The 16,759-nt window shown below is 63.8% G+C and carries 15 protein-coding genes and 1 pseudogene; 6 read left to right on the top strand and 10 right to left on the bottom strand.

What is annotated here, in order from left to right; all coding sequences use genetic code 11:
• The 6 genes from ACQZ2L_RS22340 to ACQZ2L_RS22315 form a co-directional block, all read right to left on the bottom strand.
• Complete coding sequence (locus ACQZ2L_RS22340) at positions 1-1,065, bottom strand: imelysin family protein (RefSeq protein ID WP_430327897.1); 1,065 nt, start codon at positions 1,063-1,065, stop codon at positions 1-3.
• A gap of 17 nt (positions 1,066-1,082) precedes the next feature.
• On the bottom strand, positions 1,083-2,510 hold the full coding sequence (locus tag ACQZ2L_RS22335; protein ID WP_430327896.1) for a di-heme oxidoredictase family protein: 1,428 nt from the start codon (positions 2,508-2,510) through the stop codon (positions 1,083-1,085).
• A gap of 244 nt (positions 2,511-2,754) precedes the next feature.
• Positions 2,755-4,092, bottom strand: a complete 1,338-nt coding sequence (locus ACQZ2L_RS22330) for an imelysin family protein (RefSeq protein WP_430327895.1) — start codon at positions 4,090-4,092, stop codon at positions 2,755-2,757.
• A 148-nt stretch (positions 4,093-4,240) separates the two neighbouring features.
• The gene (locus ACQZ2L_RS22325; RefSeq protein ID WP_101316777.1) at positions 4,241-6,292 is read right to left on the bottom strand and encodes a putative bifunctional diguanylate cyclase/phosphodiesterase; all 2,052 of its coding nucleotides are present in this window, start codon (positions 6,290-6,292) and stop codon (positions 4,241-4,243) included.
• Between the two features lie 248 nt (positions 6,293-6,540).
• A complete protein-coding gene (locus ACQZ2L_RS22320; RefSeq protein WP_101316779.1) occupies positions 6,541-7,137 on the bottom strand; it encodes a superoxide dismutase in 597 nt (198 codons plus the stop codon).
• A gap of 181 nt (positions 7,138-7,318) precedes the next feature.
• Positions 7,319-7,918 (bottom strand): LysE/ArgO family amino acid transporter, encoded by a 600-nt coding sequence (locus ACQZ2L_RS22315; RefSeq protein WP_101316781.1) that lies wholly within the window; start codon positions 7,916-7,918, stop codon positions 7,319-7,321.
• A 126-nt stretch (positions 7,919-8,044) separates the two neighbouring features.
• On the opposite strand from ACQZ2L_RS22315, the gene ACQZ2L_RS22310 reads away from it, so the two are divergent.
• The 3 genes from ACQZ2L_RS22310 to ACQZ2L_RS22300 all read left to right on the top strand — a co-directional run bounded on the left by ACQZ2L_RS22310 (position 8,045) and on the right by ACQZ2L_RS22300 (position 10,894).
• Entirely contained in the window at positions 8,045-8,935 is an 891-nt protein-coding gene (locus ACQZ2L_RS22310) for a LysR family transcriptional regulator ArgP (protein WP_181089310.1), read from the top strand.
• Positions 8,936-8,984: 49 nt separating this feature from the next.
• Positions 8,985-9,980, top strand: a complete 996-nt coding sequence (locus ACQZ2L_RS22305; protein ID WP_430327893.1) for an NAD-dependent epimerase/dehydratase family protein — start codon at positions 8,985-8,987, stop codon at positions 9,978-9,980.
• Between the two features lie 86 nt (positions 9,981-10,066).
• Positions 10,067-10,894 (top strand): ATPase, encoded by an 828-nt coding sequence (locus tag ACQZ2L_RS22300; protein WP_430327892.1) that lies wholly within the window; start codon positions 10,067-10,069, stop codon positions 10,892-10,894.
• Positions 10,895-10,938: 44 nt separating this feature from the next.
• Here the strand turns inward: ACQZ2L_RS22300 and ACQZ2L_RS22295 are convergent, their stop codons facing one another.
• From ACQZ2L_RS22295 to ACQZ2L_RS22285, 3 genes are read right to left on the bottom strand one after another with little or no spacing between them, the layout of a single operon-like run.
• Positions 10,939-11,988, bottom strand: coding sequence for an alkene reductase (locus ACQZ2L_RS22295; RefSeq protein ID WP_103436152.1), 1,050 nt, complete (start codon positions 11,986-11,988; stop codon positions 10,939-10,941).
• A 20-nt stretch (positions 11,989-12,008) separates the two neighbouring features.
• Entirely contained in the window at positions 12,009-13,178 is a 1,170-nt protein-coding gene (locus ACQZ2L_RS22290) for an MFS transporter (protein WP_430327891.1), read from the bottom strand.
• 13 nt (positions 13,179-13,191) lie between these two features.
• The gene (locus ACQZ2L_RS22285; protein ID WP_103436154.1) at positions 13,192-13,494 is read right to left on the bottom strand and encodes an ArsR/SmtB family transcription factor; all 303 of its coding nucleotides are present in this window, start codon (positions 13,492-13,494) and stop codon (positions 13,192-13,194) included.
• A gap of 1,088 nt (positions 13,495-14,582) precedes the next feature.
• Here ACQZ2L_RS22285 and ACQZ2L_RS22280 point away from each other — a divergent pair.
• Complete coding sequence (locus tag ACQZ2L_RS22280) at positions 14,583-15,152, top strand: ACP phosphodiesterase (RefSeq protein ID WP_430327890.1); 570 nt, start codon at positions 14,583-14,585, stop codon at positions 15,150-15,152.
• A gap of 9 nt (positions 15,153-15,161) precedes the next feature.
• Here the strand turns inward: ACQZ2L_RS22280 and ACQZ2L_RS22275 are convergent.
• A pseudogene (locus tag ACQZ2L_RS22275) lies at positions 15,162-15,428 on the bottom strand (1-acyl-sn-glycerol-3-phosphate acyltransferase); the annotation flags it as partial.
• A 67-nt stretch (positions 15,429-15,495) separates the two neighbouring features.
• On the opposite strand from ACQZ2L_RS22275, the gene ACQZ2L_RS22270 reads away from it, so the two are divergent.
• Together ACQZ2L_RS22270 and murB are read left to right on the top strand one after the other, a co-directional pair.
• Entirely contained in the window at positions 15,496-15,912 is a 417-nt protein-coding gene (locus tag ACQZ2L_RS22270; protein ID WP_430327889.1) for a hypothetical protein, read from the top strand.
• Positions 15,909-16,759, top strand: an 851-nt coding sequence (gene murB / locus ACQZ2L_RS22265) for a UDP-N-acetylmuramate dehydrogenase (protein ID WP_430327888.1), incomplete at its 3' end; no start/stop codon positions are given. The genes ACQZ2L_RS22270 and murB, both read left to right, overlap by 4 nt.

Raw genomic sequence — 16,759 nt, 5'->3', positions numbered from 1 at the left:
TCAGTCACCGTCGTTGGCATTGAAGCCCAGCTGGATGTTCAACGCTTTGGCCAGGTCACCTTCGTGCAGGCGGTGGACCACGTTGAGGCTGTCGTAGATATCGTTCAAGGTCTGCTTGCCAGCGTCGTCTGCGAGCAACTCGCCAAGGGGCTTGTCGTTTGCGGCCAGCAGCTTCAGCGCGTTGGCATAAGCGGTGTCGATCTTGTCGGCGAGGGCGCTCTGATCCTTGCCGAGCAGGCCGCGCAAGCCGCGGTTGTCGACCCCGACCCAGACCGCCTGGGCGGCTTTCAAGCTGGCTTCCAGGCTCTTCATCGAAGAGTGGCTGCGCCAGGCTTCGGCCTGCAGCGGCTGGGCGATGCCCTTGCTCTGGCGGCCCATCGGTGCGCCAAGCTTTTTCTTCAGGGTGTCCAGTGCGGTGACCTGGGCGCGGAGCAGATCGGCGATCGCCTCGTGCGAGTCAGCATAGCGCTGGTTGGGGAACTTGGTCATCTGCGAGAGCATGCCGTCGGTGCTGTTCCAGCCCTTGAGGATCTCTTCGGCGAGGGCCTTCTGGTGCTCGCTGATGGCTACCAGCAGCGGGCAGTAGCGGGCCTTCTGCTCAGGTGTGGCGATGTCCGGCTTGCTGTCGAAGAGGATGTACTCGTAGGCCGACAGGCCGCGCACGACGACGCTGGACTTGCCCAGGGTCTCGTTGTCGATCGGCTTGTCGCCGTTGACCAGTTGCTCGACCTGACGACCGACCAGGTTTTTCTTGTCGGGCCAGAACTGCACCTGCCACGGGCGGTTGCCTTCGGCCAGCGGGCCGACCAGCAGAGGCTGCAACTCGGCCCAGGCTTTTTGCGCGTTGAGGAAGTCGGCGCGGGCGGCGTCCAGGGTGGTTTTGCCTTCGCAGTAGGACAGGGCGCTGGCGGCCAGCTGGCGGTCAGCTTCGACCCAGCGGCTGTAGGTCGGCAAGATCACCTGCTTGGCGATTGCCGCCGAGGTGACGGCCTGCGGGTCTTGCGGCGAGCAAGCACCGAGGGCGATTGCGGCGAGGCTGGTGAACAACAGTTTGGGTCGGAACATGCCCGGCTCCTTGCGCGTTAAAGTGAATTCAGAAAAGCCAGCAACGCGGCGCGTTGCTCGGCATTGAAGGTCAAGACCTGGTCGCGCGCCGCCTGCGCTTCGCCGCCATGCCAGAGCACGGCTTCGAGCAGGTTGCGGGCGCGGCCATCGTGCAGAAACTGAGTGTGGCCGCTGACCGCTTCAGTCAGGCCGATGCCCCACAGTGGCGCTGTGCGCCAGTCCTGGCCACCGGCGGCGAACTCGCTGCGCTGGTCGGCCAGGCCCGGACCCATGTCATGCAGCAGCAGGTCGCTGTAGGGGCGAATCAGCTGGTTGGCAAGCTCCGGCTCAACGCCTGCGCTGGCGGTGGTGAACTGCGGCGTGTGGCAGCCCTGGCAGCCGGCCTGGAAAAACAGGTTCTTGCCGGCCAGCACCTGTGGTGCGTCGACGTTGCGGCGGGCCGGCACGGCCAGGTTGCGGGTATAGAAGGTAACCAGGCGCAGAATATTGTCGCTGACCTCTTTCTCGCCGTCGGCGCCGTCACCGTTGGGCGCGGCCAGGCAATCGGTCTGGGCCGGGGTGCAGTCATCATAGGGCTTGAGCGTGCTGGTCAGGCCCATGTCGCCGGCAAAGGCATGCACATTCTGCTGGTTGACGTTGGGCTGCCCGGCCTTCCAGCCGAAACGGCCGAGCACGGTCTTGCCCTGAGCGTCATCCCAAACCTGATTGGCGCGCCCGCGGATGCCGTCGCCATTGCGATCGTCCGGGTCGGCGTTGGCCAGAATCGCCGCTTCGGGGATCGCCTCGAGCAAACCCAGGCCGATCATCGGCGGCGCGATCCGCGCCGAGAAGCGCGTGCCGGGGTGCATCGGGCCGTAGCCGAGCTGGGTGATGTGCAATTGCGGGCGGCGTAGTTCGACCTCATGGCCATCGGCGAAGCGCATGGTCTCGCTGCTGTAGCTGACGCGGACCTTGCCTTCGGGCTTGATGCCGGGGATGGCCATGTCCTGCAACTGCGTACCGTAGACCGGCTCCGGGACCACGCCCAGGCGTTCGATTTCCTTGGCGTAGGCAGGCTGGTCGGGGATCGACAGGCGTACCAGCATCGACACCGCGTTGCTGTCGTCGAGCTCCGGCGGGTGCCCGCGGCCGTCGCGGACGTGGCAGTTCTGGCAGGCGTTGGTGTTGAACAACGGGCCGAGGCCGTCACGCGCGGTGGTGGTCGCCGGGGCGATCACCCACGGATTGCGGAAAAAGCTGTTGCCCACGGCAAAATCCAGCCGCCGTTCGGGGCTGAGGTTGGCAGAGGGCAGGGAGAAGGCCTGGCGATCGCTGCGCAGGACGGTTGCCTTGCCACCGGACAGGGCCTCGCCTGGTTCGGCCTGAGTGAAACGCGGGGCGTCGTCACAGGCGACCAGAACAGCGGCCAGCAGCAGGGGGCTTAGGCGGAGCAAGGACATCAACAATCCTGGGCTTGGGCAGAAAACCGGCGTGCAAGCTTAGCAGGACGGGATTGTTTGAATAAGAGCAATTTGCAATTACTGAATGAAATTGGTGTCAGGTTGGGGCGTGTAATTTGGGGCTGCTTTGCAGCCCTTTCGCGACACAAGGCCGCTCCTACAGTTACCGCGCACGGCTCAACTGTAGGAGCGGCCTTGTGTCGCGAAAGGGCCGCGCAGCGGCCCCACCTACGCATACTTCAAACCCGAATCAGAACTCGTGATCAGCAGTATCCGGATTCAGGTTGGCAATCCCCAACTTGCCCGCAGCCTGCTCGATCGCACCGGTCTGCTTGACCAGCGAAGCAATCGCATCACGCACGATCTGGTTGCCGACAGCATTGTCGGCTGCAATCAGCTGATCGTAGTGCTCACCCTTGAGGGCGTGATCGACGATCACCTGGATCTTGGCCTCGGTGGCCTCCAGGTCAGCCTTCAAGGTGGCGTCGGTAGCCGGGTCAACCTTGGCCACCAGCGACGACAGGCTTGGCCCGGTCAGCTTGCTGCCGTCGGCGCGGGTGTACTCGCCCAGGTAGACGTTACGAATACCCTTGGCATCGTAGAAGTGCGAGTAGTGAGTGTTGTCGCTGAAGCAATCGTGCTCGTCTTCCGGCGAGTTGGCTTCCAGCGAAACCTTCATGCGCTCGCCCGCCAGTTCACCCAGCGACAGGCTGCCCATACCGAACAGCATCTTGCGCACGCCGTCGTTGACCGGCTCCGCTTCCAGCGTGGCGCGGTAGTTGTCGGCGACGTTTGGTGCCCAGTTGCCGACCATCTCTTCGAGGTCTTTGACCAGCAGGTCGGTGACCGCCTTGAGGTACGCGCGGCGACGGTCGTTGTGGCCACCGGTGGCGCCAGCGCCTTCCAGGTAGTCGGACGCCGGACGGTTGCCCGCACCTGGGCCGGTGCCGTTCAGGTCCTGGCCCCAGAGCAGGAATTCGATTGCGTGGTAACCGGTCGCGACGTTGGCCTCGGAACCGCCCAGCTCATTCAGGCTGGCAAGTTTCTCGGGGGTCAGGTCCTTGACGTCGATCTTGTCTTCGCCAACCTGGATCTCGGTGTTAGCAATGATGTTGGCGCTGGCGGCAGGGTTGCCCAGTGCATGCTCGTAGCTCTTGTCGACGTAGTCGATCAGGCCTTCGTCCAGTGGCCAGGCGTTAACCTGACCTTCCCAGTCATCGATGATGGTGTTGCCGAAGCGGAACACTTCGCTCTGCAGGTACGGTACGCGGGCAGCGACCCAGGCATCCTTGGCGGCTTGCAGGGTTTCGTCGTTCGGCGTGGCGAGGAATGCGTCGATGGCGCTTTGCAGGGTCTTGGCGGTGCTCAGCGAGTCGCTGTAGACGGCCGAGACGAGCTCTGCGTAGTGCTTGACCACGGCCTTGCCAGCCGCCTCGTCGATCGCCCCGGCGGTCGCGGCGGTGGTGCTGGCGGCAGCAGGTGCCTGGGCTTGCGGCGCGGCGGCCTTGTCATTTTTACCTTCGCCGCAACCGGCGAGGGCGATAGCGATGGCCAGCAGACTGGCGGAGGCCAGAGGCATACGAATCATTGTTGGTTTCCTGCGTGGTGGGTTTGGACGTGTGCCGTGGCACGCGAAACCGACACATCATGCGAAAGATTTGCATTTGCTGTAAAGGGGTGGGCAGTGAATTCATGAAAATGCCCGCAGCTGGGGCATTTTCCTGTTCAGGCGGGGTTTACAGCACTGAGACCTGATTGCGCTGCGCCTGCTTGAGGTAGGCCGTCAGCTCGCGCGCCGACAACGGCTTGCTGTAGTGATAGCCCTGACCCTCGTGGCAGCCCTGGGCAATGATGTAGGTCTCCTGCTCGGCGGTTTCCACGCCTTCAGCGATGACCTGCATGCCCAGGCTCTTGCCGAGCTGGATGATGGCGCGAACGATGGTGGCGTCATCGTCGTCATCGAGCAGGTCCTGGACAAAACTCTTGTCGATCTTGATCTTGTCCAGCGGCAGCGATTTCAGGTAGCTGAGCGAAGAATAACCAGTGCCGAAGTCGTCAATCGCAATCAGCGCGCCGGAGCGGCGCAGGCTCAGCAGGTGCTGGGCGGCGGTGCTGATGTCTTCCATCAGGCCGGTTTCGGTGACTTCCAGCTCAAGGCTGCGTGGCGGCAGGCGATAGGCCTGCAGCAGGTTGTTGACCACCCGCGGCAGCTCGTTGTGGTGCAGTTGCACGGTCGACAGGTTGACCGCCATGCGCAGCTCGCCGAAGCCCTGATCATGCCATTCGCGCAGTTGCCGGCAGGCCTGGTCGAGGACCCATTCGCCGATCGGGATGATGTGGCCGTTCTGCTCGGCCAGCGGGATGAACTGGTCGGGCGGGACCATACCCAGCTGCGGATGCTGCCAGCGCAGCAGGGCCTCGACGCCGACCACGCTGTGGTCGCGGTAGCTGATCTGTGGCTGATAGACCAAGTACAGCTGATTGCGCGGCAGCGCTTCGCGCAGGTCCTTTTCCAGCTCGCGGCGCCGGCGCATCTCGCTGTCGACGCTGGCGATGTAGAACTGGTAGCGATTGCGCGAGCGTGCCTTGGCCAGGGTCATGGTCTGCTCGGCTTTTTGCAGGAGCTTCTCGGTGCTGTCGCCATCCTCTGGGAACAGGGTGATGCCGATGGTCGCGCGCAGGCGGATTTCCTGCTGCTCGAGGGCAAACGGCGCCTCCAGGTCGTCGAGGATGCTCTGGGCCAGCTCGGCCGCCTCGTACGGCTGCTCGATGTCGGCCTGGACCAGCGCAAACTGGTCGCCGCCCAGCCGGGCCAGGGCGCCGAGGCGGCCACTGTGCGCACGCAGGCGGTCGGCCAGGGCCAGCAGCAACTGGTCACCGACCTGATAACCGAATTGCTCGTTGATGCCTTTGAAGTCATCCAGACCTACGCACAGCACCGCCACCCGGCGTTGCAGGCGGCCGCCATCGACGAGGATCTTGTCCAGTTGTTGCTGCAATTGCTGGCGGTTGGGCAGGCCGGTCAGAAAGTCATACTGAGCCATGCGTTGCAGGCTGTTCTCGGCTTCATGGCGCAGGTGGGTATTGCGCTCGATCGAGGCGAGCAGCTGGTTGGCGGTGTTGACCCACAAACCCAGTTCATTCTTTTCGTGGCCTTTGACCAGCGGGATCTGATGCTGGCTGGGCCGATCAGGATTGATCTGGGTGAGGTGCTCGATGATCTTCGACAGTGGCTTGGTCAGCAGCCAGTGGTAGACCAGATACAGCACCAGGCCCATGGCCAGCGCCCGTAGTACGCCGGAGATGAAGATGATCACAGCGTTGATCAGGAATTCTTTGCCATAGGCGGCAGTGTCGAGGGTGATACTGAGGTCACCGTAATACTCGCTGTAGGGGCCGCGGCCAACCAGTTGCGTGGTGTAGGTGCGTTCCTGGCCGAGCAACAGATCGGTCAGCCAGCGCATCGACATGTCGCGCAGCGGTCGCGATTTCTCTGCGAGCATGGTTTCGTTGGGGTGGCCGATCGAGGCCATGCGCACTGAGTCATCCTGGAACAAACCTTCCATGACCTGCATGCCCATTTCCCGGTCGAGGCTGTACACCGCCTGGGTCGACGGGTCGCGGAACATGTCGAGGATGCGCTGGGCATCGCTGTTTACCGCCTGACGCGTTTTGTAGGTGTCGTAGACGATCTGCGCACAGCTAAGGACGACGCCAACCGCGAGCGCCGACAGCAGCACCACCCTGAGCAACTTGACCGATAAGCTGTTCCGCAATTGCAGCTTCAATGGGGATTCCTTAATCCATGCGCATGCCATTATTTTGCCACTAGTTATGGCAAGACACTATCGACCCTTGTTGCATTGCTACTGTATCGGTTGCGCACGCTTGCTACTTTAGTGCTATGCGCCAACTTTCCCAGAGAGTTGATGTTAGCGCGCTATGCGGGCGGATCAAGCTGGATTTGCAGCGGTGCGAGCGGCCATAAAAAAACCCGGCGAGTGCCGGGTTTTTTCTGTGCCAAAAGCGAAGTCGATCAGGCCTTGAAGGTCTGGCCTTCGAACTGCTCGGCAACGAACTTCCAGTTGACCAGGTTCCAGAACGCCTCGACATACTTAGGGCGGACGTTGCGGTAGTCGATGTAGTAAGCGTGCTCCCAGACGTCGCAGGTCAGCAGCGGGGTGTCGCCGTTGGTCAGCGGGTTGCCGGCGCCGATGGTGCTGGCCAGTGCCAGGGAACCGTCAGCCTTCTTCACCAGCCAGCCCCAACCGGAACCGAAGGTGCCGACCGAAGTCTTGGTGAACTCTTCCTTGAACTTGTCGAACGAACCGAAGGCAGCGTTGATGGCCTCGGCCAGTGCGCCAGTCGGTTGGCCGCCGGCGTTTGGTGCCAGGCAGTTCCAGTAGAAGGTGTGGTTCCAGACCTGAGCGGCGTTGTTGAAGATGCCACCCGAAGAGGTCTTGACGATCTCTTCCAGGGTTTTGCCTTCGAATTCGGTGCCTGGGACCAGGTTGTTCAGGTTCACGACATAGGTGTTGTGGTGCTTGTCGTGGTGATACTCCAGGGTTTCCTTGGAGATGTGCGGCTGCAGGGCATCATGGGCGTACGGCAGCGGCGGCAATTCAAAAGCCATGGTGGATCTCCTGATTCAGGTCTAATTCGCGGTTTGCGCAAGGCCGATCACGGGCGGCCCGAGATACGTCGGCGAGTTTGTACTCTTTGCGACGCAAGCCTTGGATCATATCACCAGCCCCCGCGCATAACCACGCAACAACTATAGGGACAAATAGTTGCAGCGCCGGCGCCAGCGGCATTCAGCCCAGAATCAGCTGCGCCGCCACCGCAAACATCATCACCGCCACCATCAGATCGAGCAGGCGCCAGGTCGCCGGTCGCGCCAGCCACGGTGCCAGCCAGGCTGCGCCGAGGGCGAGGGTGAAGAACCACACCAGCGAAGCGCTGGCCGCACCCGCCACGTAAGCGCTGGGTACGGTTTGCTGGGCACCCAGCGAGCCGATCAGCAGCACAGTATCCAGATACACATGGGGGTTGAGCAGGGTCACTGCCAAGGCGCTCAGCAGCACCGCCCGGCGCGAGCGCGAGCCCTGGCCTTGCTCCTGCTCCAGGCTTTGCTTGGAACAGGCCCGTTGCAAGGCCTTGGCGCCGTACCAGATCAAGAATGCCGCGCCGCCCCAGCGTGCGGCTGCCAGCAACGTAGGGTTCTGCGCCAGCACCGTGGCCAGGCCGAACACGCCGGCGGCAACCAGCAGGGCGTCGCAAACCACGCAGAGGATGGCCACCGGCAGATGGTGTTCACGGCGCAGGCTCTGCGCCAGGACAAACGCGTTTTGCGTGCCGATGGCCATGATCAGGCCAAAGGCAACCAGCATGCCGTTCATATAACTTTGCCACATAGCGCAGACACTCCACTGCCACCAACCGACAGGCTGGCGCTGATTGCTTGATCGAATGCTGGTCATTGTGCCGACCCGCGTTGTATAAGAAAAACCAATAAAGCTGATCAGGCATTAGAGAAATCGATGTTCGACTACAAGCTCCTGGCGGCCCTGGCGGCGGTCATCGAACAAGGCGGTTTCGAGCGCGCAGCCCAAGTGCTTGGCCTGTCGCAATCGGCTGTGTCGCAGCGGATCAAGCTGCTCGAAGCGCGGGTCGGCCAGCCTGTGTTGGTGCGGGCCATGCCGCCAAGCCCGACCGAGGTTGGCCGGCAGTTGCTCAACCATGTGCAGCAGGTGCGCCTGCTTGAGCGTGACCTGCAGCGTCAGGTGCCGGCGCTGGACGAAGGCGGCATGCCCGAGCGCCTGCGCATTGCGCTCAATGCTGACAGCCTGGCGACCTGGTGGGCCGGCGCGGTAGGCGCGTTTTGCGCCGAGCAACCGGTGTTGCTGGACCTGGTGGTCGAGGATCAGGACGTCGGTCTCAAGCGCATGCGCGCCGGGGAGGTTGCGGCCTGCCTGTGTGGCAGCGAGCGGCCGGTGGCTGGCGCGCGCAGCCAGCCGTTGGGCGCCATGCGCTATCGCGCCTTGGCAAGCCCGGCATTTATGGCCCGGCATTTCCCGCAGGGCTTCGACGCCAGCCGACTGGCGCGGACCCCGGCGATCGTGTTCGGCCCGGATGATTTCCTCCAGCACCGTTATCTCGCATCGCTAGGCATTGCCGATGGATTTTTGCATCACCTGTGCCCGTCCTCGGAGGGCTTTCTGCGCATGACCGAAGCCGGCCTGGGCTGGGGCTTGGTGCCGGAGCGGCAGGTGACTGCGCAGCTGCAGCGTGGCGAACTGGTGGAAATCTGCGCCGATACTCCCATCGATGTGCCGCTGTACTGGCATCATTGGCGCAATGGCGGGCAACTGCTCGCCCAATTGACCGAGCACCTGCGCCAAATGGCGCCAGGTTGGCTAGTGCCGTTGTAGCCGGCCGCGACGTCAACTGCATCTGAAATCTGGCAAGGCGGAGTGTTACATGCGAATTCTGGTCACCGGCGCGAGCGGCTTCATCGGCGGGCGCTTTGCGCGTTTTGCCCTGGAGCAGGGCCTTGAGGTCCGGGTCAACGGGCGGCGTGCTGAAGGCGTGGAGCATTTGGTCAAGCGCGGCGCGCAGTTCATCCCCGGTGACCTGGGAGATGCCGAGCTGGCCCGGCGCCTGTGCCAGGGCGTCGATGCCGTGGTGCACTGCGCGGGCATGACCGGCTCCTGGGGGCGCTACCAGGATTTCCATCAAGGCAATGTGGTGGTCACCGAAAACGTCGTCGAAGGTTGCCTCAAGGAGCATGTGCGCCGGCTGGTGCACCTGTCGTCGCCGTCGATCTACTTCAATGGCCGCTCGCGCCTGAATGTGCAGGAACAGCAGCTGCCGCGGCGCATGCATGACCATTACGCCACGACCAAGTTTCTCGCTGAGCAGAAGGTCTTCGGCGCGCAGGAGTTCGGCCTCGAAGTGCTCGCCCTGCGCCCACGGCTGGTCACCGGCGCCGGCGATGCGAACATTTTCCCGCGCTTGCTGCAGATGCAGCGCAAGCGCCGCCTGGCGATCATCGGCAACGGCTTGAACATGGCCGACTTCACCAGTGTGCACAACCTCAACGAAGCATTGCTCAGCGCACTGTTCGCAGGCGATGAAGCGCTTGGCCAGGCCTACAACATCAGCAATGGCCAGCCGCTGCCGCTGTGGGATGTGGTCAACTACGTCATGCGTCAGATGCACTTGCCGCAGGTCACCCGCTACCGCTCCTACGGCCTGGGTTACAGCCTGGCAGCGCTCAATGAAGCAGCGTGCATGCTCTGGCCGGGCCGGCCGCAGCCTACCTTGTCACGCTTGGGTATGCAGGTCATGAGCAAAGACTTCACCCTCGACATCAGCCGTGCCCGGCAGCATCTGGATTACCGCCCCCAAGTCAGCCTGTGGAGTGCGCTCGACGAGTTCTGCGGCTGGTGGAAGAACGTCCCGCACAACCACTGACACGCGCGCCTTGATGATGGTCATCAACGTAACGCGCTGGCGGTTTATACTGTGTCTCTTTGCTATGACTGTGGTTGAAAGCCCCCATGCGTAACGACCTTCGCGACGACTTCGACGACGTGCCTGCATTGCGCGCCGGCACCCGAGATGACGATGAACTGCTCCCCGAGCACGTGGCGCGCAGCCGCCAGAAAGCCGCACGGCCGACCAACACCGCGCCGCTCTGGGCGTTGCTGGTGGCCTCGTTCATCGCCCTGGCCGGGCTCGGCTGGTGGAGCTTCCAGCAGATTTCGCTGATGGAGCAGCAACTGGTCGCGACCCAGGAGAGCTTTGCCCGTATCAGCGAGGAAGCCGCCGGCCGCCTGCAAGCGATCAGTGGCAAGGTCGAAGCCAGCGACGCCAGCGTCAACACCGGCAGCGAAGCCTTGAAACTGCAGATTCGCCAGTTGCAGGCCAGCCTGGCCGAGCAGGGCAAGCAGCAGCAAGGCGTGGCCGGGCAGGCCGGCGACCTCGGCAAGCGCCTGGAACAGGTGCTGGCCGATACCCGCGAGCAGCAAAAAGCTGTAACTGAATTGCAGACCCAGTTGCAGGCGCAGTTGAAGGCGGTGAATGCCGAGTTGGCGGCGCTGAAGGCGGGCCAGCTGGATGGCGGCAAGCTCGACAACGAGCTCAAGAGCCTGAACAGCGAGATTGCCGCGCTGAAGAAGCAGGGCAACCCGAGCGCGGCGATCAGCAGCCTGGAGCAGGATGTGCTGGTGCTTAAAAGCCAGATCGACAATCGCCCCGCAGCAGCGGCCAGCAGCGGCGCCTCGGTGCAGGAGTTCGACGCTTTCAGGGCGCAGACCACGCGCAACCTTAACACCCTGCAGAACCAGGTGCAGAACCTGCAGCAGCAGATCAACGCCCGGCCATAGCCGCAATGCTGATGGGGCCGCGCAAGGCGGCCCCATTCATCTGCTTACAGCCGTGGATAGTCGATGTAGCCCACCGCGCCACCGCCATAAAACCCCTCCGGCCGCGCCTCGTTCAACGGCGCATCGGCGGCCAGCCGTGCTGGCAGGTCCGGGTTGGCAATGAACGGCACGCCAAACGCCACGGCATCGGCCAGGCCGCTGGCAAGGGCCGCGTTGGCGCTGGCCTTGTCGAAGCGTTCGTTGACGATGTACGGGCCACCGAAGGCTTGCTTGATCTGCGCGCCGAGGCTGTCGTCGGCGAGTTTTTCCCGCGAGCAGATAAACGCGATACCGCGCTTGCCCAGTTCGCGGGCGACGTAGGTGAAGGTCTCGGCGCGGTCGGCATCGCCCATGTCATGGGCATCGGCGCGTGGCGCCAGGTGCATGCCGACGCGCTGGGCGCCCCACACTTCGATCACCGCATCGGTCACTTCCAGCAGCAGCCGGGCACGGTTCTCCAGCGAACCGCCGTAGTTGTCGTTGCGCTGGTTGGTGCTGCTTTGCAGAAACTGATCGAGCAGGTAGCCGTTGGCGCCATGGATCTCGACGCCATCAAAGCCCGCCGCCTTGGCGTTCTCGGCACCGATCCGATAGGCCTCGACGATGTCGGCGATCTCTTCGCTTTCCAGTGCCCGCGGGGTTGGGTAGTCGGCCAGCGGACGTACCAGGCTGACATGGCCCTTGGGCTGGATTGCGCTGGGGGCAACCGGCAGCTCACCGTTGAGGTAGCTGGGGTGGGAGATGCGCCCGACGTGCCACAGCTGCAGGAAGATCCGCCCGCCGGCAGCATGCACTGCCTTGGTCAGGCTGTGCCAGCCGCGCACCTGGTCGTTGGACCAGATGCCGGGGGTGTCCGGGTAGCCAACCCCCATGGGCGTCACCGATGTCGCCTCGCTGAGAATCAGCCCGGCGCTTGCGCGCTGCACGTAGTACTCGGTCATCAGCGCATTGGGCACGCGGCCCTCGTCGGCACGGCAGCGGGTCAGCGGCGCCATGATGATGCGGTTGGGCAACTGCAGGTCACCCAGCAGCAGTGGATCGAATAGCGTAGTCATCGGTTCAGCCTCGCAAAGGTTCAGTTGCCAGCGGTGGCCAGCTCGGCATCGTTGCCGCGCTGGTTGAAAGCGATCAGGGTGACGATCAGGGCCAGCAGCGCCAGGGCTGCGGCGGCCAGGGGTACACGGGTCAGGCCCAGGCCGTGGGCGATCACGCTACCGCCGACCCAGGCGCCGAGGGCGTTGCCCAGATTGAAGGCGCCGATGTTCAAGGTCGACACCAGGTTCGGTGCAGCCTTGCCATAGGTGACCACGTTGACCTGTAGTGCCGGCACTGCGGCAAAAGCGGCAGTGGCCCAGAGGAACAAGGTGATTTCAGCGGGGACCACGGCGCTGCTGGTCCAGCTGAACACCGTCGAGATCACCGCCATGGCCACAAACACGCCAATCAAGGTTGCGCCCAGGCGACGGTCGGCGAGCTTGCCGCCGATGATGTTGCCCAGGGTCAGGCCGAGACCGATCAGCAGCAAGGTCCAGGTCACGCCGCTGGGCGAAACCCCGGTGACGTCACCCAACAGCGGCGCGACATAAGTGAACAGGGCGAACATCGAGGCCGAGAACAGCACGGTCATGCTCAGCGACAACCAGATACCGGCACCCTTCAGCGCGGCCAGCTCAGCGCGCATGTCGACCGCCTCCTCGTCACGTTGCAGCGGCAGGTAGCGGATCAGGCCGATCAGCGCGATCACACCGATCACGGTCACTGCCCAGAAGGTCGAACGCCAGCCGGCGACCTGGCCCAGCGCAGTCCCCAGCGGCACGCCGAGCACGTTGGCCAGGGTCAGGCCGGTGAACATCAAGGCTACAGCGGAGGCGCGGCGATTGGCCGGTACCAGGCTGGCGGCGACCACCGAGCCGATGCCGAAGAAGGCGCCGTGGCACAGCGCGGTGACTACACGGGCGAACATCAACAGGTTGTAGTCAGCGGCGACGGCGCACAGCAGGTTGCCGACGATGAACACGCCCATCAGCGTGACCAGCGCAGCCTTGCGCGGCAGGCGCGCGGTGGCCAGGGCCATGAACGGCGCACCGATGGCGACGCCCAGGGCATAGCCGGTAACCAGCCAGCCGGCACCGGGGATGGACACGCCGAGGTCACTCGCCACTTCGGGCAGCAGGCCCATGATGACGAATTCGGTGGTGCCGATGGCGAAGGCGCTCAGCGCCAGCATCAAGAGTGGAAGGGGCATTGCTCAATCCTCGTCAGAGCGTTTCGCTCAGTTGCTTGAGAAACGCCTGGATCGCGTCCTCGTTGCGTTTGAAAAAGTGCCATTGGCCGATTTTCTGGCTGCTGATCAGGCCTGCGCGTTGCAGGGTGGCCAGGTGGGCCGACACGGTGGATTGCGAGAGGCCGCAGCGTTGGTCGATCTGGCCGGCACAGACGCCGTGTTCGATGCTGTGCTGTTGATCGGGGAACTGGCTGGCCGGGTCCTTGAGCCAGCCGAGGATTTCGCGGCGGACTGGGTGGGACAGGGCTTTGATGGTTTCGTCGAGGTCCAGGGGCATGGGGGAGGCTCTTGGGGTTGGGCGCTATATCGCGATGGGACGAAATATAAATCGGTATTTCGCGATATACAAATATGATGTTGGTCTTAGCTTGGGCTGAATTGCTATATCGGGTTATAACGATATAGGGGGGTGATCGGGCCGCTCGTTGGTCAGGAGGGGCTTGGGGTTGAGGGCTTATCCGGTTTTTGTGGTGGTTTTGCGGGCCCCTTTCGCCCTTACGGCGAGTCACTTTTTTGGCAAACGCCCCAAAAAAGTAACCCAAAAAATGCTTGGCTCCACATCCGGCCCCTCCGCTGCGCTGCGGGGTTCCCTCGCTCCGGTCTTGCTCCCGGGAGGACCGCGCTGTACGGCCCCTCCTGGGCCGCAGCGCTTGCCGGCCATCCATGGCCGGCACCTCCCTTCGCAAGACCTGCGCTCGGCCTCCTGAGTCGCCGGTAGATCAAGATCAAAAGCAGATCAAGATCAAGAGCACGCCTCGCTGCGCTGGCGCAGAGCGGGACTGGTGTGGCTGCCTGATTTTTGTTTGGCTTGTGATTGCCGGGGCTGCTGCGCAGCCCTTTCGCGACACAAGGCCGCTCCTACAATCGACCGTGCAAGCCCGTTAGATATGGGTGTTCTTGGTCGGCGTAGGAGCGGCCTTGTGTCGCGAAAGGCCAGCGGAGCTGGCCCGGCAATCGAACATCGAACCACCATCGCGAAACCGACGCTGACCGGCTCTGCGCCAGCGCAGCGAGGCGTGCCCTTGATCTTGATCTACTGCGACTTCAGAAGGCCGAGCGCAGGTCTTGCGGAGGGAGGTGACGGCCATGGATGGCCGTCAAGCGCTGCGGGCCAGGATGGCCCGTACAGCGCGGTCCTCCCGGGAGCAAGACCGGAGCGAGGGAACCCCGTAGCGCAGCGAAGGGGCCGTATGTAGGAGCAAGCCTTTTTTTGGTTACTTTGTTGGGGCGTTTGCCAAAAAAGTGACTCGCCGTAAGGGCGAAAGGGGCCATAAATGCCACCAAAGAAAACGGATAATACCCCAGTCAACTAGCCACCACGCTCGGTCAACTGCGACCAACCCGCAGAAACCCTATACTGTCCCCATGAACTACCTAGCCCACCTCCACCTAGGCGGCCAACAGCCGCAACAGTTACTCGGCAGCCTCTACGGCGATTTCGTCAAAGGCACCCTGCACGGTCGCTTCCCACCCACCCTGGAAGCGGCCATCCAGCTACACCGCTCGATCGACAGCTACACCGACAGTCACCCCATAGTACTAGCCGCACTGGCGCGTTTCCCGCGGGAGCGGCGGCGCTACGCCGGAATCGTGCTCGACGTATTTTTCGACCATTGCCTGGCGCACCACTGGCACGATTACGCCGCCCAACCGCTAACCGAGTTCACCCAAGGTTTTTACCGGGTCCTGCTCGCCGAACCCGAGCTGCCAGGCCGGCTCGCCCAGATCGCCCCGATGATGGCCGCGGACGACTGGCTGGCCGCGTACGGCGATTTCGCCACGCTGGAGTACGTGTTCCGAGGCATAGGCCGGCGCCTGTCGCGCCCCGAAGGCTTGGCCGGGGTAATGTCCGAACTGGAAGCGCTGTACCAGCCGCTGCTGGAAGACTTCAGGGAGTTTTATCCACAGCTGCAGGCGTTCGCCAACGCTCGTTGAGCCAGCTGATCAAGCCGCTCGCGCTTGCCGGCGCGGGGCCAACTCGACTTGCTCATGGCCAAACAGGGCTGCATGAATCGCTTGTTGTGCCTGAAACGCCAGTTGCGCGCGCTCCTTGCCGACGCTGCTGATCGGCGCCAGCAACTGAATGCGTACCTGCCCACGCGGTTGGGCAAACAAGCGCAGCAGGTGCGAAACCAGGTCGTCATCGCCAACGAAAGGTGCGATCGGGTCAACCTCGCCATCGCGCCAATATTGAATCGCGACCGGTTGCAGCGGGGTGGGGGCGGGGGGGGGGGGGGGCCGGGAACGCGTGGGGGGCTAGGACGGCAAGCGCGTACCGATGCTGGTCAAGGTCGCCCCGGACCTGAGCGACCGCGACATCGATGCCGCCGCGCGCGTGCTCGGCGAGCTCAGGGTGGACGGTGTGATCGCCACCAACACCACGATCGACCGCAGTGCGGTGGCCGGTGACCCGCGGGCGAACGAGGCCGGTGGCCTGTCCGGCGCGCCGCTGCTGGGCCAGTCGACCCTGGTGCTGCGCCGCCTGCGTGCGCGCCTGCCCGAGTCGATGCCGTTGATCGGCGTGGGCGGCATCCAATCCGGTGCGGACGCGGTGGCCAAGATGGCCGCCGGCGCCGCACTGGTGCAGTGCTACAGCGGCCTGATCTTCCGTGGCCCGGAGCTGGTGCACGAATGCGTGGAGGCGATCCGCCGCCGCAGAGAGGCACCCAGCCGCGGCGCGGTGGCACCGCTATGAACGACGCCATGACGGCCTGGGCCATCACTGAAAACGCCTCGCTGAAGGCGCTCAACACCTTCCACGTCGAGGCCACCGCCGCACAGCTGCTGGAGGTGTTCGACCCGTCCGTACTGCCGGAGGTGCTGGCCCTGCCGCGCGTTGCCGAGCAACCGTTGCTGGTGCTGGGCAGCGGCGGCAACGTGCTGATCGCCGGCAACCTGGAAGGCACCGTGCTGGTATTCGCCAACCGCGGCATCGAGATCCTGGAACACCGCGCCGACCACACCATCGTGCGTGCCGGCGCCGGTGTGAACTGGCATGGGTTGGTGATGTGGTCGCTGCAGAACGGCCTGTCGGGTCTTGAAAACCTGGCGCTGATCCCCGGCACCGCAGGCGCCTCGCCGATCCAGAACATTGGCGCCTATGGCGCGCAGGTCGGCGAATTCATCCAGGCCGTGGATGCGTGGGACCGGCAGGAGAACGACTGGGTGCGCTTCGATGCCGAAGGCTGCCAGTTCGCCTACCGCGACAGCATCTTCAAGCACGACCCGGACCGTTACCTGATCACTGCGATCGAGCTGCGGCTGCCGCTGCTGCATGGCCTGCGCCTGGGTTATGCCGGGATCGCCGAGGAAATGGAGGCGATGGGCGTGGAGCTGCCGGTGGCTGCCGATGTGGCCAATGCGGTGATCAACATCCGTCGCCGCAAACTGCCCGACCCGGACGTGCTCGGCAACGCGGGCAGCTTCTTCAAGAACCCGATCCTGCCGCTGGAGCAGGTCGAGGTATTGCTGCAGCACTTCCCCGAGCTGCCGGTGTTCCCGGCCGATGAGGACAGCCGCCGCAAGATCTCCGCCGCCTGGAT

Origin of the sequence: Pseudomonas shirazensis (assembly GCF_050496565.1) — a bacterium.
Classification (GTDB): Bacteria; Pseudomonadota; Gammaproteobacteria; order Pseudomonadales; family Pseudomonadaceae; genus Aquipseudomonas; species Aquipseudomonas shirazensis_A.
Note: the sequence above shows the minus strand (reverse complement) of the source record. Positions and strands in the feature narration are given on the sequence as shown.

What these genes read in the sequence shown, in the direction of transcription:
- ACQZ2L_RS22340 (WP_430327897.1), bottom strand. Translation starts at nt 1,065, where the DNA reads ATGTTCCGACCCAAACTGTTGTTCACCAGCCTCGCCGCAATCGCCCTC.
- ACQZ2L_RS22330 (WP_430327895.1), bottom strand. Translation starts at nt 4,092, where the DNA reads ATGATTCGTATGCCTCTGGCCTCCGCCAGTCTGCTGGCCATCGCTATC.
- ACQZ2L_RS22320 (WP_101316779.1), bottom strand. Translation starts at nt 7,137, where the DNA reads ATGGCTTTTGAATTGCCGCCGCTGCCGTACGCCCATGATGCCCTGCAG.
- ACQZ2L_RS22315 (WP_101316781.1), bottom strand. Translation starts at nt 7,918, where the DNA reads ATGTGGCAAAGTTATATGAACGGCATGCTGGTTGCCTTTGGCCTGATC.
- ACQZ2L_RS22310 (WP_181089310.1), top strand. Translation starts at nt 8,045, where the DNA reads ATGTTCGACTACAAGCTCCTGGCGGCCCTGGCGGCGGTCATCGAACAA.
- ACQZ2L_RS22305 (WP_430327893.1), top strand. Translation starts at nt 8,985, where the DNA reads ATGCGAATTCTGGTCACCGGCGCGAGCGGCTTCATCGGCGGGCGCTTT.
- ACQZ2L_RS22300 (WP_430327892.1), top strand. Translation starts at nt 10,067, where the DNA reads ATGCGTAACGACCTTCGCGACGACTTCGACGACGTGCCTGCATTGCGC.
- ACQZ2L_RS22295 (WP_103436152.1), bottom strand. Translation starts at nt 11,988, where the DNA reads ATGACTACGCTATTCGATCCACTGCTGCTGGGTGACCTGCAGTTGCCC.
- ACQZ2L_RS22290 (WP_430327891.1), bottom strand. Translation starts at nt 13,178, where the DNA reads ATGCCCCTTCCACTCTTGATGCTGGCGCTGAGCGCCTTCGCCATCGGC.
- ACQZ2L_RS22285 (WP_103436154.1), bottom strand. Translation starts at nt 13,494, where the DNA reads ATGCCCCTGGACCTCGACGAAACCATCAAAGCCCTGTCCCACCCAGTC.
- ACQZ2L_RS22280 (WP_430327890.1), top strand. Translation starts at nt 14,583, where the DNA reads ATGAACTACCTAGCCCACCTCCACCTAGGCGGCCAACAGCCGCAACAG.
- ACQZ2L_RS22270 (WP_430327889.1), top strand. Translation starts at nt 15,496, where the DNA reads ATGCTGGTCAAGGTCGCCCCGGACCTGAGCGACCGCGACATCGATGCC.